This is a genomic window from Streptomyces sp. NPDC002513, assembly GCF_053595355.1.
The window spans coordinates 21,789-37,899 of sequence record NZ_JBSFXK010000037.1 but is presented as its reverse complement, the minus strand read 5'-3'; the positions used below and the strand labels follow the sequence as shown (position 1 = coordinate 37,899).

The 16,111-nt window shown below is 71.5% G+C and carries 12 protein-coding genes and 1 pseudogene; 4 read left to right on the top strand and 9 right to left on the bottom strand.

Features of this window, described 5'->3' with window-relative positions:
- Nucleotides 1–146: 146 nt before the first annotated feature.
- The 7 genes and pseudogenes from ACWD5Q_RS23025 to ssd all read right to left on the bottom strand — a co-directional run.
- Nucleotides 147–590: pseudogene (locus tag ACWD5Q_RS23025) on the bottom strand (Rv3654c family TadE-like protein); the annotation flags it as partial.
- A 219-nt stretch (nucleotides 591–809) separates the two neighbouring features.
- Entirely contained in the window at nucleotides 810–1,202 is a 393-nt protein-coding gene (locus ACWD5Q_RS23020; RefSeq protein WP_451428907.1) for a TadE family type IV pilus minor pilin, read from the bottom strand.
- A complete protein-coding gene (locus tag ACWD5Q_RS23015; protein ID WP_451428906.1) occupies nucleotides 1,189–1,407 on the bottom strand; it encodes a DUF4244 domain-containing protein in 219 nt (72 codons plus the stop codon). The genes ACWD5Q_RS23020 and ACWD5Q_RS23015 overlap by 14 nt, the downstream gene beginning before the upstream one ends.
- A 301-nt stretch (nucleotides 1,408–1,708) precedes the next feature.
- Nucleotides 1,709–2,581: a type II secretion system F family protein gene (locus tag ACWD5Q_RS23010; protein WP_451428934.1), complete on the bottom strand. Its 873-nt coding sequence runs from the start codon at nucleotides 2,579–2,581 to the stop codon at nucleotides 1,709–1,711.
- A gap of 119 nt (nucleotides 2,582–2,700) precedes the next feature.
- Entirely contained in the window at nucleotides 2,701–3,567 is an 867-nt protein-coding gene (locus ACWD5Q_RS23005; RefSeq protein WP_451428905.1) for a type II secretion system F family protein, read from the bottom strand.
- Nucleotides 3,558–4,898: a TadA family conjugal transfer-associated ATPase gene (locus tag ACWD5Q_RS23000; protein WP_451428904.1), complete on the bottom strand. Its 1,341-nt coding sequence runs from the start codon at nucleotides 4,896–4,898 to the stop codon at nucleotides 3,558–3,560. Before ACWD5Q_RS23000 ends, ACWD5Q_RS23005 begins: the two co-directional genes overlap by 10 nt.
- A gap of 3 nt (nucleotides 4,899–4,901) precedes the next feature.
- Nucleotides 4,902–5,993 (bottom strand): septum site-determining protein Ssd, encoded by a 1,092-nt coding sequence (ssd, locus tag ACWD5Q_RS22995; protein ID WP_451428903.1) that lies wholly within the window; start codon nucleotides 5,991–5,993, stop codon nucleotides 4,902–4,904.
- Nucleotides 5,994–6,594: 601 nt separating this feature from the next.
- On the opposite strand from ssd, the gene ACWD5Q_RS22990 reads away from it, so the two are divergent.
- Nucleotides 6,595–7,419: an HAD family hydrolase gene (locus tag ACWD5Q_RS22990; RefSeq protein WP_451428902.1), complete on the top strand. Its 825-nt coding sequence runs from the start codon at nucleotides 6,595–6,597 to the stop codon at nucleotides 7,417–7,419.
- 445 nt (nucleotides 7,420–7,864) lie between these two features.
- Here the strand turns inward: ACWD5Q_RS22990 and ACWD5Q_RS22985 are convergent, their stop codons facing one another.
- Nucleotides 7,865–8,689 carry an oxidoreductase gene (locus ACWD5Q_RS22985; protein ID WP_451428901.1) on the bottom strand — a complete coding sequence of 275 codons (825 nt, stop codon included), beginning with the start codon at nucleotides 8,687–8,689 and terminating at the stop codon, nucleotides 7,865–7,867.
- Nucleotides 8,690–8,789: 100 nt separating this feature from the next.
- Here ACWD5Q_RS22985 and ACWD5Q_RS22980 point away from each other — a divergent pair, with 100 nt between their 5' ends.
- Nucleotides 8,790–9,770, top strand: a complete 981-nt coding sequence (locus tag ACWD5Q_RS22980; RefSeq protein WP_451428900.1) for an ATP-binding protein — start codon at nucleotides 8,790–8,792, stop codon at nucleotides 9,768–9,770.
- Between the two features lie 102 nt (nucleotides 9,771–9,872).
- Here the strand turns inward: ACWD5Q_RS22980 and ACWD5Q_RS22975 are convergent, their stop codons facing one another.
- Nucleotides 9,873–11,135, bottom strand: coding sequence for a hypothetical protein (locus ACWD5Q_RS22975; protein ID WP_451428899.1), 1,263 nt, complete (start codon nucleotides 11,133–11,135; stop codon nucleotides 9,873–9,875).
- 338 nt (nucleotides 11,136–11,473) lie between these two features.
- On the opposite strand from ACWD5Q_RS22975, the gene ACWD5Q_RS22970 reads away from it, so the two are divergent.
- Nucleotides 11,474–13,855: a bifunctional SulP family inorganic anion transporter/carbonic anhydrase gene (locus ACWD5Q_RS22970; RefSeq protein WP_451428898.1), complete on the top strand. Its 2,382-nt coding sequence runs from the start codon at nucleotides 11,474–11,476 to the stop codon at nucleotides 13,853–13,855.
- Nucleotides 13,856–14,068: 213 nt separating this feature from the next.
- Nucleotides 14,069–16,024: an acetate--CoA ligase gene (acs, locus tag ACWD5Q_RS22965; RefSeq protein WP_451428897.1), complete on the top strand. Its 1,956-nt coding sequence runs from the start codon at nucleotides 14,069–14,071 to the stop codon at nucleotides 16,022–16,024.
- The last annotated feature ends 87 nt before the right edge of the window (nucleotides 16,025–16,111 follow it).

The window sequence follows — 16,111 nt, the reverse complement described above, 5'->3', positions numbered from 1 at the left end:
CGGGGCCCCGGATCGGCAAGGGCATGGGACCGTCGCGGCGGGGACGTCGGGGGCACGGGGATTCCCTCCGGCGCCCTCGGTTCCGCAGGGCCCGCCCTCGCCCGTACCTCGGCGGTGAAGGGCCCCAGTACCGATGCCACCGTGACATCGGAGACCTCCCCCGCGACGACGCACCGTATGAGTCGATCCCCCTGGGCTCCCGCCACACGGCCTGCCCTGGTACACGCCGCTTCGCCTCCCTCCATCCAGTGGTCGGCAGCCGCCAACGCGGCCAGGTCGGCCGCAGCAGCCGCACGATGGCGGACAAGCACGGCCTCCCCCTGAGCCAGCAGTACGCCGAAGACGGCACAGAGCGCTCCGGTCAGGCACACGACCCACACGGTCGCCGAACCGCGGTCCGAACGGACGCCCTCCGAGCGCGCCTTCCGGACGCGGTCCGCGTGGGCGTCCAGCGCCGCGAGCAGCCCGGGCAGGGAGCGGGCACCGCCGAACCGGCGTCCACCCGCCAACCTGTGCTCTCCCTCAGCACCACACCGGTCAACCGCCCCGCGCCCGTCCGTTACAGCCCGCTCATCCACCGGCCCACCCATGTCCCTCATCCCCCACTGATCCGTCGGCCCATCCATCCCCGTCACCCCCGTTCATCCGCCAGCCCATCCATCCCTGTCACCCCCGCTCGGCCACGAACCCTCCCCTCCCGGTCACCCTGGATTGGCCACGAACCCATGCACGTCCATCACCCCCGCTCATCCGCCACGCCTCCCCGCACCCCTTCATCGGTCCTCGCCCACCCACCGGTTCACACCCGCTCACCGATTCACCCCCACGGTGTCCTCCGCCAACGCCACTGCCTCGTGGTGCAGTTCGAGAGGCAGGGCACTCGGGCCCGGTGGGCGAGCGACGACCACCACGTGCACCAGGTCGCCCTGCCTGCTCACCGTGACCCTCGCTCCATCCGGCGCGGCCTGCCGAGCCACTTTCCGAACCACGTCGGCGGGCTCCTGCCGAGCCGCGGCCCGGGCCCCCGCCCGGGCCGCGTCCACGCACTGGATCTGTGCGGACGCGGCCAGCAGGGCCCACAGAAGGGCCATCGCGAAGAGCACCAGGGCCGGCAGGACGACAGCGGCCTCCGCCGTCACGAATCCCCGGTCCCGACGACGGCCCCCTCCTCGGCAGGCCGGCGACCCGTCACATCCGGACACTGAGCGCCCGCTTCACGATGTCCTGCAGTTCCGAGCTGACCTGCCCGCTCGTCAGCACCTTGTAGAGAAGCGCCGCGAAGGCCACCGCAGCGATGATCCCTACCGCGTACTCAGATGTGACCATGCCCGCATCCCCGCGCACCGCCGGCCGTACCCAGCGCACCAGCGCACGCATCCGAACCACTACTCGTACCACCTTGTTCATGCCAACCCCCGTCAGTTGCTCTGCCGTTGCCATTCCATTGATCTGTTCGGTTCACGCGATCGCCGTTCGACCTGCACCGTCCGCTCCATCCACACGTCGTCCGTCGTCCGTCTTCGACGGCAATCGTTTTCGACGGCAATCGTTCGTTCGGCTGGATCGTGCGTCTTCATCGCCGGTCATCCGTCGCAGTTGCCGGTATCTGTCTGAATCGCCGATGTCCGTCCTGTTTTGTCAGCGACCGTCCGTCTTCATCGGCAACTCCCCGACTTGGTCGGTCGCCGCCCGTCGTAGCCGCTCGTCGTCAGCGACCACCTCCTCCCAGGAGCCCGCCCGCGAGTCCGATCACCACGGGCAGCACCCCGACCGCGATGAAGGCGGGCAGGAAGCACAGCCCCACCGGGGCGGTGACCATGACACCCGCCCGACGTGCACGAGCCGTCGCCGTGCGGCCCCACTCGGCGCGGGCCTCCGTCGCGAGACGCCCGACAGCCGCGGCTGCCGGTACACCGGAATCACCCGTCCGCTCCAGGAGTCGAGCCAGTGCTGCGGCACCGGGAAGAGAGGCAAGCCGCCGCCAGGCGTCAGCCGGTTCACCGCCCAGCCGCACCTCGGCCGCGCCCCGCTCCAGCCGCTCCCCGACCGGCCCCCGAAGTGCCTCGCCCACGGCCTGGGCAGCCGCCACGGGACTCGCACCGGCCGCAATGCACGCCGCCAACAGATCAGCTGCCAGGGGAAGTTGGCGGGCTGCCACGGCAGCGTCGTACTTCTGGGCAAGGCGGTCGCGCTCCTGTCGGGCACGCCACCGCACCACGGCAGCCCCGGTGACCAGTCCGACCGCCGCCCCGCCCAGCCCTCCGACGAACAGCCAACCGGCACACAACGCCCCCATGACCGGCAGCCACCGTCGCGGGACGTCCCGCTGCAGCCGCACCCCGCCGCCCCGCCAAGCAGTCGATACCGGCGCCTCGCTCCGCCACCACGCGCCGCGCGGCACCGCGGCTCGTCGCCATCCCGTACTCGGCACCCCGACGTCCCGCCCACCGCCCCGACGCACCACGGCTCGCCGCCCCGCCAGAACGGCACCTCGCGCCCCGGAGCCCCGCCGTTCAGGGAGTGCGCCACGTGCCCGGTCTCTTGACTCCCCCGACTCCGCAGGCGCACCGTCCCGTATCAGCAGCACACTCAGCCGCCGCCGCACCCTCCTCTCGCGCCGCGTGGCGGCGAGGAGCCACGCCGACCACCACAGCACCGGGATCCCGCACAGTGCCCACAGCCTGTGGACAACGTCGGCAGTCATGCCGCCTCCGCCCCTCGCACGATCCTCAGCGCCCACCACAACCCCGCGCCCTCCAGCACGCCGCCGATCACCAGGCAGGCCAGTCCGGCGCCGGTGTGCAACAGCACATGCAGCGGGTGGGCGCCGAGCGCGGTACCCAGCAGCAGGCCGAGGACCGGCAGCCCCGCGAGCAGAACCGCCGTCGACCGGGCACCCGCCAACTGGGCCCGTAGGTCGGCCCGTTGGTCACGCTCGGCGCGCAGGGCCGCCTCCAGCCGGTCCAGCCCGGCGGCCAGGCCCGCGCCCCGGTCCACGGCCACCCGCCAGCAGGCCGCGAGCCCCGACAGACCATCGGCCCCCGGCTGCCGTGCCGCGACCGCGAGCGCGCCCGGCACGTCCCCGCCGAACCGGGCCGCCGCCAACACCGCCGCGTGGGCCTCGCCGAGCCCGCCCGAGTCGCGCGCGGCCCGCAACAGCGCCTCACCCGGCTGACGCCCCGCGCGCACCTCCCCGGCCAGCGACGCGCACAGCGCGATCACGGCCGCACCGCGCCCGTCCCGCACCCGTCGCGCCTCCCGCGCCAGCCGCACCCTGCGCAGGACGGGCACTCCCACGGCCCCCATCAGCAGGGGCAGCACGGACGCGCCGAGCACCGTGACAAGCGCACCCACGGCAAGCGACCACCATTCGGGCGTCAGCCTCCGCACCCGGCCGACGATCCGTTCCCAGAGCGGCGGGCCGACCCCCGCCGCCGCGCCACCACCCGCGAACAGCAGCCGGGCGCGGTGCGCCCCCGCGTTCGCGCCGCTCGTCATCCAGGCCGCCGCGCCGGCGCACACCAGTCCCGCACCGACCGACATCTGACCGATCCCCGTCACAGCCATGCACTCCCATCGCCTTCATCACATGCCGCGCCCACGTCACTTCCGTCGCTCCCGTTCCGCAGCAGTTCCCGCAACCGCTCCCACCCCTGCTCGCGCAAGAACGCCTTGGGCCCCCATCGCAACGCGGGCACCGTCACCACCAGCCCTGACACGTCCCGCTCCAGCACATGCACCTCCGCGATCCGGCGCCGTCCCGCCCGGTCGCGCACAAGATGGAGGACCACCGACAGGGCTGCCGCCAACTGGCTGTGCAACGCGGCCCGGTCCAGGCCCGCGGCCGTGCCGAGCGCCTCAAGGCGGGCGGGCACCTGCGCAGCCGCGTTCGCGTGGAGCGTCCCGCAGCCGCCCTCATGCCCCGTGTTCAGCGCGGCCAGCAGGGACACCACCTCGGCGCCACGCACCTCTCCGACGACGAGCCGGTCGGGTCTCATCCGCAGTGCCTGCCGCACCAGGTCCTGGAGCTCGACGAGCCCCACGCCCTCCTGGTTCGCGGGCCTGCCCTCCAGGCGCACCACATGCGGGTGGTCCGGGCGCAGCTCCGCCGAGTCCTCGGCGAGCACGATGCGCTCCGCCGGTCCCACCACGCCCAGCAGCGCGCTCAGGAGCGTGGTCTTGCCGGATCCGGTGCCTCCGCTGATCACATAGGAGAGCCGGGCGGCGATCAGCGCCCGCAGCACCCGGTCCCCTCCCGGGGGCACCGTGCCGGCCGCCACCAACTCGTCCAGGGTGAACGCCCGGGGCCGTACCACGCGCAGGGACAGGCAGGTGGAGCCGACGGCGACCGGGGGCAACACCGCATGCAGTCGAGTGCCGTCCGGCAGCCTGGCGTCGACCCACGGCCGGGCGTCGTCGAGCCGCCGCCCCGCCACGGCAGCCAGCCGCTGCGCGAGGCGCCGGACGGCCGCCGCGTCCGGAAAGGACACCGCCGTCAGTTCCAGTCCGCCACCCCGGTCCACCCACACCCGGTCGGGTGCCGACACCAGGACGTCGGTGACGGACGGGTCGGCGAGCAACGGCTCCAGGGGGCCGCTGCCGACCAGCTCGGAACGCAGTTGCCGGGCCGCGCCCAGCACCTCCGCGTCCCCCAGCACCCGTCCCTGCTCGCGCAGGGCCTGTGCCACGCGCGCGGGAGTCGGCTCGGCCCCGCTCTCCACCAGCCACTGCCGCACGCCGTCCAGCAGCCGTGTGCCGTCACTGATTCCGCCCGTGCGCTCGGGGCCCGGGTCCGTCCGGGACCCGGCTGCCGCGCCGCGGTCCGTCTGCACCGCCGCGTCCCAGCCCTGCGCCCCTGTATCCCAGCCCCGCACCGCCGCGTCCCAGCCCATGCTCATGGGTCAGTCACCCGCCTCGGCCAGCGCACGCTCCCAGAACGCCGCGCAGAACCGGGCGAGCGGCCCCCGCGCCGCTCCCCCGGGCGGTACGGAACCGTCGTGGGGCGGTGGTTCGTGCGGGACTTCGCCGAGCAGCGGCAGCCCCAGCAGCCGCGCCACCTCGCGGTCGTCGAGCCCCGGTGCGTACGGCCCCCGTACCGCGACCCTCAGGTCGCCCAGGACCATGCCGACGGCCGACGCCACCCGCCGCGCGGCCGCGACGGCTCGTAATTCGGCAGGGACCACCAGTAACCCGACGTCCACCTGGGCGAGGACCTCGGCGGCCCCCTCGTCGACACGGCGCGCGAGGTCGACGACCACTGTGCCGCCGCGGCGGCGGGCGGCGGCAAGGACCGCACGGACCGCCTGGGGCGGAACGGACACGGTGTCGCCGCGGTCCCAGCTCAGCACCCGCAGGGCGTGCAGTTCGGGCAGCGACTCCTCCAGGGCGCCGCCGCCGACCCGTCCGCGGGAGGCGGCGAACGCCGGCCAGCGCAGCCCTGCCGTGGTCTCCCCGCCGAGGAGTACGTCGAGTCCGCCGCCCAGCGGATCCGCGTCCACGAGGAGCGTGCGCCTTCCCTCGCGTGCGGAGGTGACGGCCAGGGCGCAAGCGAGCGTGGACGCACCGGCCCCGCCGCGGCCGCCGATCACCCCGACGGTGAGCGCCGGTCGGCCGACCCCTTCGGCCACGTCGGCGATGCGGTCGACCAGCCATTGCTCACCGTCCGGCAGCATGAGGACGTGGTCGGCGCCGATCTCCACGGCACGCCGCCAGACCCCGGAATCGTCCTGATCCCGCCCTACCAGCACCACTCCACGCCTGCGCACGGCCCCGCGCACACGGCGCACCGCGTCGTCGCCGACGATGACGAGCGGCGCCGCCTCCCAGCCGCCTGGGCGCGCCGGAATCCCCGGGTGGACCTCCGGTCTGGCGCCCGCGGCCGCGCACAGACGCAGCAGGTCGTCGAGGAGTTCGGCGTCCTCGGTGACGATGAGTGGACCACTCCGCCGTTGTTCGTCGGCGTCCGGTCCGTCGTGTGTGATGGCTCCCGTCACGATCTCCAGCCCCCTTCGCTGCTTCTTGCCGTGTCTTCCGCCCGGTCCGCGGGCCCACGGGCCCCGCGCTTCCCGCTTGTGTGAAGAACCGGCAACCGGCTTCCATATGAGCGGCCGATACGAACCGGCCATACGCACCCGACAAACCGGAACCGGCCATGAACTCGCCGCCGGTGGGGCGCGCTGGAATCACGGTGCAGCGTTCCCGGAAATCATGTGGATCTTGGTCGATAACTGTGGACAACTCAGTGATTGTGAATATCGCGTTCACTCCCGCCGGTGAGGGCGGTGCAGAGCGAGACGGCTTCCACAGAGCAGCGCGACGGCTACACACGGTGACAGATCCCGGGTACGTCAGCGCCGAGGCCAGGAGAGGGGCCCAGCGGCCCGGGGGACCGCATCACACAGGGGAAAAACCCACCCGGACATGCGACGACCCCCGCCGGGGGGGAGAGCGGGGGTCGTCCCCACGGCCGACTCGGGGGGGGAGGAGTCGGACCGGGTTAGCACGGTCGCGAACGATCCGTGACTTCCATGGTGTACCCGAGAGCCCTCTCAGGCAAACCCACGCGCCCCACCTTACGCCGAATGGTGGGCCCCTATGCTCAGGCCCGTGGAAAACCACTCCTTGCCCCGCACAGCGGCCTTCTTTGACCTGGACAAGACGGTCATTGCGAAGTCGAGCACGCTCACCTTCAGCAAGTCCTTCTACCAAGGCGGTCTGATCAACCGCAGGGCCGCGTTGCGCACCGCGTACACCCAGTTCGTGTTCCTGGTGGGCGGCGCCGACCACGACCAGATGGAACGGATGCGCGAGTACCTGTCCACGCTGTGCCGTGGCTGGAATGTCCAGCAGGTCAGGGAGATCGTCGCCGAGACCCTCCACGAACTGATCGACCCGATCATCTACGACGAGGCCGCATCCCTCATCGAGAGGCACCACACCGCCGGGCGCGACGTCGTGATCGTGTCCACGTCGGGCGCCGAGGTGGTCGAACCGATCGGCGAGCTGCTCGGCGCCGACCGTGTCGTGGCCACCCGCATGGTCGTGGGCGACGACGGCTGCTTCACGGGCGAGGTGGAGTACTACGCCTACGGACCGACGAAAGCGGAGGCGGTCAAGGAACTCGCCGAGTCCGAGGGATACGACCTCTCGCGCTGCTACGCCTACAGCGACTCCGCCACCGACCTGCCGATGCTGGAGGCGGTCGGTCATCCGCACGCCGTGAACCCGGACCGGACCCTGCGGCGCGAGGCACTCGCGCGCGGGTGGCCGATTCTGGACTTCCACCGCCCGGTCCGGCTGAAGCAGCGGCTGGCCGTGCCACCACGGCCGGCCCTCCTCGCTGTCGCGGCGATAGGCGCGGCCGCGGCCACGGCGGGACTCATGTGGTACGCGAGCAGGCGCCGCGCACCGGCCATGTGAGCCCCCGCACGGGCCGCGCCCCCCCCACAGGGGCCGCATGGGCCCCGGCACGCGTACGGGACGCGCATCAGCGACCGATTCACACCCCTTTGAACCTAAAAGTAAAGAACTTCCGGCGAGGGGTTCCGCTCATCCCAGCCCAGGAGTACAAAGGATTTAGCGGCCCGCGAGACCAAAGGAAAACATCCGAAGGGATCGCCTTTAAACACGAAATTGGCCCCACGGACCGAGCATGGACATCGAGCACCCACGCGACGTCGACCCGTCGATTACGGGCCAGCCGCACCAGGCACGGGCAGCAGTTCCCGGCCTGATGGGCACATATCGAGGACGCTTGGTAACCCGGTGAGCATGCCAGCGGCGGTACGAGCATTCGTGCCGCCGCAACCATGCGAAAGGCCCTCGATGAGGGCCTTTTCTCCTGTCCGGGGTGATCCGCCCGGGACTACGCCGCCCCGCGCTGCAACGCCTCGCAGACCGCGGTCGACTCCCGGACCCCCAGCTCGACCGCCTTTCCGCAGTGGGCGATCCATGCCGCCATGCCCTCGGGGGTGCCCGACGCATAGCCCTCCAGCGCGGCACCATAGGTCGCACGGCCCAGCTCCGCATGACCGACCTCCGCCGAGCAGACCGCCTTCGGGTCGAGACCGCTGCCCACGAGGGCGATGCGCTGAGCCGCACGCGCGACCAGGCCGTTGTGGGAGCCGAAGGGGCGCAGGGCGAGCAGTTCCCCGTGCACGACGGCCGCCGTCACCAGGGCAGGGGCCGCACTGCCCGCGACAACCAGTCGGGAGAGCCCCTCCAGGCGGCCGGGGACCTCCTCGGCATCCGGCAGCGGCAGCTCCACCAGCGGCTCCTCGACCGGTTCCCCCTTCTGCCGGGGGCGCCCCACGCGGGGGTCGGCGTCCGCGGCCGCCACCAGGTGCAGCCGGGCCAGCACCCGCTGGGGCGACTGCCGCCAGATCGACAGGAGCTGTCCCGCCTCGGCGGTCAGCCTGAGGGCCGCGCCGACCGTCCTGGCCCCGTCGTCACCACGGAAGTCGGTACGCCGGCGCACCTCCTCCAGAGCCCAGTCGGCCCCGGCGAGCGCCGCCGAGCCGCGTGCGCCGCGCAGTGCCGCCTCGGAGGTGATCTCGTTACTGCGGCGCCGCATGACCCGGTGACCGTAGACCCGGTCCACGGCCTTGCGCACGGACTCCACGGACTCGGCCACGCCGGGCAGCGCCGCCAGGACGGCGAGCGGATCAGCGGTCGCACCTGTCGTACTCATGAGTACGACACTACGCACCTGTGCGCCCCTCCTTCGAAGGAGTGGTCTTCTTCACGCCGTATTGCAACGCACCGCAATCATACGACTACGCTTGGTGAACATGAAAATTGCTTTCGTCGGGAAGGGCGGCAGCGGCAAGACGACCCTGTCGTCCCTGTTCATTCGCCACCTCGCGGCCGCCGGAGCGCCCGTCGTCGCGATCGACGCGGACATCAACCAGCACCTCGCGGCCGCCCTGGGGCTGGACGAGGAAGAGGCCGCGGCACTGCCGGCCATGGGGGAACGGCTGCGGCTGATCAAGGACTACCTCCGGGGCAGCAACCGGCGGATCGCCTCCGCCGAGACGATGATCAAGACGACTCCGCCCGGCGAGGGGTCACGCCTGCTGCGGGTACGGGAGAACAACCCGGTCTACGACGCCTGCGCGCGCCCGGTGGAACTCGACGGCGGCGCCGTCCGTTTGATGGTCACCGGCCCCTTCACCGACGCCGACCTGGGGGTCGCGTGCTACCACTCCAAGACGGGAGCGGTGGAGCTGTGCCTGAACCACCTGCTGGACGGCCGCGACGAGTACGTGGTGGTCGACATGACGGCAGGCTCGGACTCCTTCGCCTCCGGCATGTTCACCCGCTTCGACGTCACGTTCCTCATCGCCGAGCCGACCCGGAAGGGGGTCTCCGTCTATCGCCAGTACAAGGAGTACGCCCGCGACTTCGGGGTCGTCCTGAAGGTCGTCGGCAACAAGGTGCAGGGCCAGGACGACATCGACTTCCTCCGCGCCGAGGTCGGTGACGACCTGCTCGTGACCGTCGGGCACTCGGACTGGGTGCGTTCCATGGAGAAGGGTCGTCCGCCCCGGTTCGAGTTCCTGGAGGATGCGAACCGGCGCTCTCTGCGCATTCTTCAGGTCGCCGCCGACGCCATGTACGAACTGCGGGACTGGGAGCGGTACACACGCCAGATGGTGCACTTCCACCTGCGGAACGCGACCAGTTGGGGCAACGAACGCACGGGGGCCGACCTGGCGGCGCAGATCGACCCCGGATTCATCCTCAGGGAGGGGCTGGTCACCGCCGTGTGAGCAACATCCGTCCGGCCTCGCCGACTTGGACGGTCCGATCGGCACCGGCGCCCCTGCCCCGGCATGGACGCCGGTGCCGATCGGACAACAGCCGCCCCGCGCCTACGGCCTGACCGGCGGCGCGCCCGGGACCCCTTTGGGTTCCGGTGCGGGGTGGGCCGCCAGGAAGGACTCCCAGCCCTCCCTGGGGGCCTGGCCCACCTTGAGCGTGCGCAGCTTCCGCAGGACCTGCGGGTCCTGCGCGTCCAGCCAGTCGGCGAGTTGATGGAAGGAGACACAGCGCACCTCGGACAGGGTGCAGACGCGCTCGACGACCTCCTGGACGGCGCGCATGTATGCGCCGCCGTTCCAGGACTCGAAGTGGTTGCCGACGACCAAGGGCGCCCGGTTTCCGTCGTACGCGCGCTGGAAACCCTGGAGCAGGCCGTCGCGCAACTGGTCGCCCCACACCCCGAACTTGTCGGGATCACCCTGGGCTCGGGTGCCCGACTGGTCGGTCATGAAGTTGTAGTCCATCGTCAACTGCTCGTAGGAGTGCCCGGGGAAGGGCACGAGTTGCATGGAGAGGTCCCACAGGCCGTCCTGCTTGCCGGGCCAGACCTGGTTGTCGATGCCGGAGGTGTCGTAGCGGAAGCCCAGGTCGCGGGCCGCCTGCACGAAGTTCTTCCGCCCCTCCAGGCAGGGCGTGCGGCCACCGATGAGCTCCTTGTCGTAATCGAAGGGCAGTGGGGGCTCGCTCTTCAGGTCCGCATTGGTCTTCCAGGACTTCACGAACGACTTCGCCTGGGCGATCTCGTCCTTCCACTCCTCGACCGACCACTGGCCGACCCCGCCGTCGCTGCCGCAGAAGTGGCCGTTGAAGTGGGTGCCGATCTCATTGCCCTCCAGCCAGGCGAGGCGTAGTTGCCGAATGGTGTCCCGGATCCCCTTCTCGTCGTTGAAGCCGATGTCCGATCGGCCCGGGGAGTGCCGGGGCGGCCGGTACAGGTCGCGTTTCTCCTCCGGCAGCATGTACACACCGCTCACGAAGTACGTCATCGTCGCGTTGTTGGCCTTGGCGACCTTGCGGAAGTGCGAGAACAGCTTCCGACTGTCCTCACCGGCCCCGTCCCAGGAGAAGACCACGAACTGCGGGGGCCGCTGACCGGGCTTCAGCCGTTCGGGTCGGGGCAGATGCGGTTGCATACCGGTGTACGCCGTGGAGCCGTCGCCGATCAGACGGACCGCGCTCCCCGGCGCCGGTGCGCCGGGCGCCTTCGCCGCGCCCTGCCCGGAAGCGGTGCTGTCGGTCGAGCAGCCGGCGAACGCCGTGGCACAGGCCGCCGCCAGGGCGACGCTCGCGGCGATCCTCTGGTTGGCGGCCATCTTCCGCTCACCTTCTTCCTTCAGTCGGGGCCACGCTGATCAGCCGTGCGGTGCGGCGGCGGCCCGCCTCCACGCGCAGCCCGACCAAGGTCGCATGGGGCATCAGCGGAATTTATATGACAAGCCGATAAAGTTACCAATTCACTCCATCGAGCGATTCGTTGCCCTATTTGCTCGAATATCGGATACATTTCCTTTACTTGGCATTACGATCCATTTACCGAGCGTTGAAGCATCCCGCCGCTGTACACCGTGACCCACGGCCGCGCCCCGCCCCCCGGCCCGTCGGCCGGGAACCACCCATTCCGCGACCGCGCCACCCCGGAGGAGACGGGAACATGCCCGCCTGCGTCCCCACCCGCGCCGCCGACCCGACTCGGACGAAGCGCCTGCGCCAGCCCCACAGCCCCCCGCCGTCCCGGCCCCGCCGCTTCCGCATCGCGGGCGCCGATGTGTCGGCCTCCCTCGCGGTCTTCCTGATCGCCCTCCCCCTGTCCCTCGCCATCGCCCTCGCCACCGGCGCCCCGCTCCAGTCCGGCCTCGTGGCCGCAGCCGTCGGCGGCCTCGTCGCAGGCCGGTTCGGCGGCTCCCCGCTCCAGGTCAGCGGCCCCGCCGCCGGGCTCACCGTGGTCACCGCCGACCTCATCCACCGCTACGGATGGCGTACCACCTGCGCCATCACCGTCCTCGCCGGCCTCGCCCAACTGGGCCTCGGCTGCCTGCGCGTGGCGCGTACGGCGCTCGCGGTCAGCCCCGCGATCGTGCACGGCATGCTCGCGGGCATCGGCGTCACCATCGCCGTCGCCCAGCTGCACATCGTGCTCGGGGGCACCCCGCACAGCGCCGTCCTCGACAACCTGCGTGCGCTGCCCGCCCAGCTGGCCCACCTTCAGCCGGCCGCCGTCTCGGTCAGCGCACTGACCCTGGCCCTGCTGCTCGTCTGGCCACGACTGCCCGGACGGACCGGACATCGCCTGCGCAGGGTCCCGGCCGCGCTCGCCGCCGTCACCGGGGCGACCGCGGCCGCCTCGCTCGCGGGGTTCCCGCTGCTCAGGGTCGATCTGCCGTCCTGGCACAGCCACGCACTGGCCGGGCTTCCCGAGGGCTCCGTCCCGGGCCTCGCCGCCGCCGTCCTGACCACCACGCTGGTCTGCAGTGTGCAGTCTCTGCTCGGCGCCGTCGCCGTGGACAAGCTGGCCGCGGGGCGCCATCCGCACCCCGGACGCTCGGACCTTGACCGCGAGCTGCTCGGACAGGGGGCCGCGAACGTCGTCTCAGGAGCACTCGGCGGACTGCCGCTCGCGGGCGTCGCCGTGAGAAGTTCGGCGAATGTCCGAGCCGGCGCCGTCAGCCGGAACTCCACGATGCTGCACGGCGTTTGGGTAGTGGTGGCCGCGCTGCTGATGGTCCCGGTGCTCGAGCTGATCCCCCTCGCCTCACTCGCCGCGCTGGTGATGGCCGTCGGCATCCAGATGGTGTCCCTGCACCACATCCGCACGGTCACCCGCCACCGAGAAGTACTGGTCTACGCCGTCACCACACTCGGCGTCGCCCTCCTGGGCGTCCTGGAGGGCGTGGCCCTGGGCGTCGCCGTGGCCGTCGCGGTGTCCCTGCACCGCCTCACCCGCACCCGCATCACCCACGAGGACAGGAAAGGAGTCCATCACGTACGAGTCCGAGGACAGCTGACCTTTCTCGCGGTGCCCCGGCTCAGCCGGACGCTGCACCTGGTGCCCGCCGGGGCGGACGCCGTCGTGGAGCTGGACGGATCGTTCATGGACCACGCGGCGTACGAGTCCCTGCAGGACTGGCAGCGGACGCACCGCGCGCAGGGCGGCACGGTGGCCCTCACCGGCCGGGCCGGAAACCCGGTCGCGGCCCCTGCTCTGGGCGCCCCCGCGCTCAGGGGAAGCCAGGAGCCCGCAGAGGCGTCCGCGTGCCGGTGCCGGCCCTGGACGCCCTGGCGCGACCACCAGTGCGAGCGACCTCCGACCGCGCCGTCCGGCGACCATCCGGGCGGGCCGGCCGGCGGGTCCGGGCCGAGCGGTCGGCAACTCGCACGGGGAATCAGCGCGTTCCAGCGGAACACCGCACCGCTGGTGCGGAGCGAGCTGGCCCGTCTGGCGCGTGAGGGGCAGCGGCCGTCGCAGCTCTTCCTGACCTGCGCCGACTCACGGCTCGTCACATCGATGATCACCTCAAGCGGCCCCGGCGACCTGTTCGTCGTCCGCAACGTCGGCAACCTCGTGCCACTGCCCGGCGCCGAGCGCGGCGACGACTCGGTGGCGGCCGCCATCGAGTACGCGGTGGACGGCCTGAAGGTGTGCTCCATCACGGTGTGCGGGCACTCCGGCTGCGGGGCGATGCAGGCGCTGCTCGCGTCGGAGCCGGGCAGCGCGCGGACCCCGCTCGAGCGATGGCTGCGCCACGGGGCGCCCAGTCTGGAGCGGATGGCCGACGAGGAGCGGCCCTGGCCCCGGATCGCCGGGCGGGAGCCGGCCGACACGGTGGAGCAACTGTGCCTGACCAATGTGGTGCAACAGCTGGAGCACCTCAGAGCGCACGAGTCGGTGGCCCGGGCCCTCGACGAGGGCGCGCTCGAACTGCATGGCATGTACTTCCACGTGGGCGAGGCTCAGGCATACCTGCTCACCGGGTCCCAGGAGGGCGACGTCTTCGGACGCGTGGGCGCGGCCGGGGAGGCACGCAGCCCGGCATGACACCGGGGTGATGTGGTCCTGGGCCCCGGGTCGCCGGGCCCAGGACCACCACCGGCGAGCCAGGGTGGCGGGCCACGTCATCCTGGGCTGACCCGCGGGCCACGCATGCGCAACAGGTCTAAACCAATTTCGAGGCAAGCCCTTGTCACCGAGCCCCCGGTCTGGTGAGCTGTGGCCTGGGACACAACGGACACCCGGGGAAAGCGAGATGTCGTGAGCAACGAAAGCCTGGCCAACCTGCTCAAGGAAGAACGCAGGTTCGCGCCCCCGGCCGACCTGGCCGCAGGCGCCAACGTCACGGCAGAGGCGTACGAACAGGCCAAGGCTGACAGGCTCGGCTTCTGGGCCGAGCAGGCCCGGCGGCTGACCTGGGCGGTGGAGCCGGCCGAGACCCTCGACTGGTCGAACCCGCCGTTCGCGAAGTGGTTCAAGGACGGCAAGCTCAACGTCGCGTACAACTGCGTCGACCGGCACGTCGAGGCGGGCCACGGCGACCGCGTCGCCCTTCATTTCGAGGGCGAACCCGGGGACAGTCGCGCCATCACCTACGCGGAGCTGAAGGACGAGGTGTCCAAGGCGGCGAACGCGCTGCTGGAGCTGGGCGTCCGGAAGGGCGACCGGGTCGCCGTCTACATGCCGATGATCCCGGAGACCGCGATCGCGATGCTGGCCTGCGCTCGTATCGGCGCCGCCCACTCCGTCGTCTTCGGCGGCTTCTCGGCGGACGCGCTCGCCACCCGCATCCAGGACGCCGACGCGCGTGTCGTCATCACCTCCGACGGCGGCTGGCGGCGCGGCAAGCCGTCCGCCCTCAAGCCGGCCGTCGACGACGCGATCGGGCGCGTGGACAACGTCGAGCATGTGCTCGTCGTCCGCCGTACCGGCCAGGAGGTCGCCTGGATCGAGGGCCGGGACCTGTGGTGGCACGAGATGGTCGCGCGCCAGTCCACCGAGCACACGCCGGAGGCGTTCGACGCGGAGCACCCGCTGTTCATCCTCTACACGTCCGGTACGACGGGTAAGCCCAAGGGCATCCTGCACACCTCCGGCGGCTACCTCACCCAGGCGTCGTACACGCACTGGGCGGTCTTCGACCTCAAGCCGGAGACCGACGTGTACTGGTGCACCGCGGACGTCGGCTGGGTCACCGGGCACTCGTACATCGTCTACGGGCCGCTGGCCAACGGCGCGACCCAGGTCATGTACGAAGGCACGCCCGACACGCCGCACCAGGGCCGCTTCTGGGAGATCGTGCAGAAGTACGGGGTCACGATCCTGTACACGGCGCCCACGGCGATCCGCACGTTCATGAAGTGGGGCGACGACATCCCCGCCAAGTTCGATCTCAGCAGCCTCCGGGTCCTCGGATCCGTCGGCGAGCCGATCAACCCCGAGGCGTGGATCTGGTACCGCAAGCACATCGGCGGAGACCGTGCGCCGATCGTGGACACCTGGTGGCAGACCGAGACCGGCGCGATGATGATCTCGCCGCTGCCGGGCGTGACCGAGACCAAGCCGGGCTCGGCGCAGCGGCCCCTGCCGGGCATCTCCGCGACCGTGGTCGACGACGAGGCGAACGAGGTGTCGAACGGAGGCGGCGGCTATCTGGTGCTCACCGAGCCGTGGCCGTCGATGCTGCGCACCATCTGGGGCGACGACCAGCGGTTCATCGACACGTACTGGTCGCGGTTCGAGGGCAAGTACTTCGCCGGCGACGGCGCGAAGAAGGACGACGACGGGGACATCTGGCTCCTCGGCCGCGTCGACGACGTGATGCTCGTCTCCGGGCACAACATCTCCACCACCGAGGTGGAGTCCGCGCTCGTGTCCCACCCCGCCGTCGCCGAGGCGGCCGTGGTCGGCGCGGCGGACGAGACGACCGGCCAGGCGATCGTCGCCTTCGTGATCCTGCGCGGCACGGTCTCCGAGGACGAGAACCTCATGGGCGAGCTGCGCAACCACGTGGGCGCCACACTCGGCCCGATCGCCAAGCCGAAGCGGATCCTGCCGGTGGCGGAGCTGCCGAAGACCCGGTCCGGGAAGATCATGCGGCGACTGCTGCGCGATATCGCGGAGAACCGCGAGCTCGGGGACGTCACGACGCTGACGGACTCGACGGTGATGCACCTGATCCAGGCGAAGCTGCCGGCGACACCGAGCGAGGACTGAGTCCCCTACGTCCCGGGAGGGCGCCCGGCAGCACGCCGGGCGCCCTTGTTCCGTGCAGGAGCTCCGCTGTGTCGCCGGGGAGTCCCG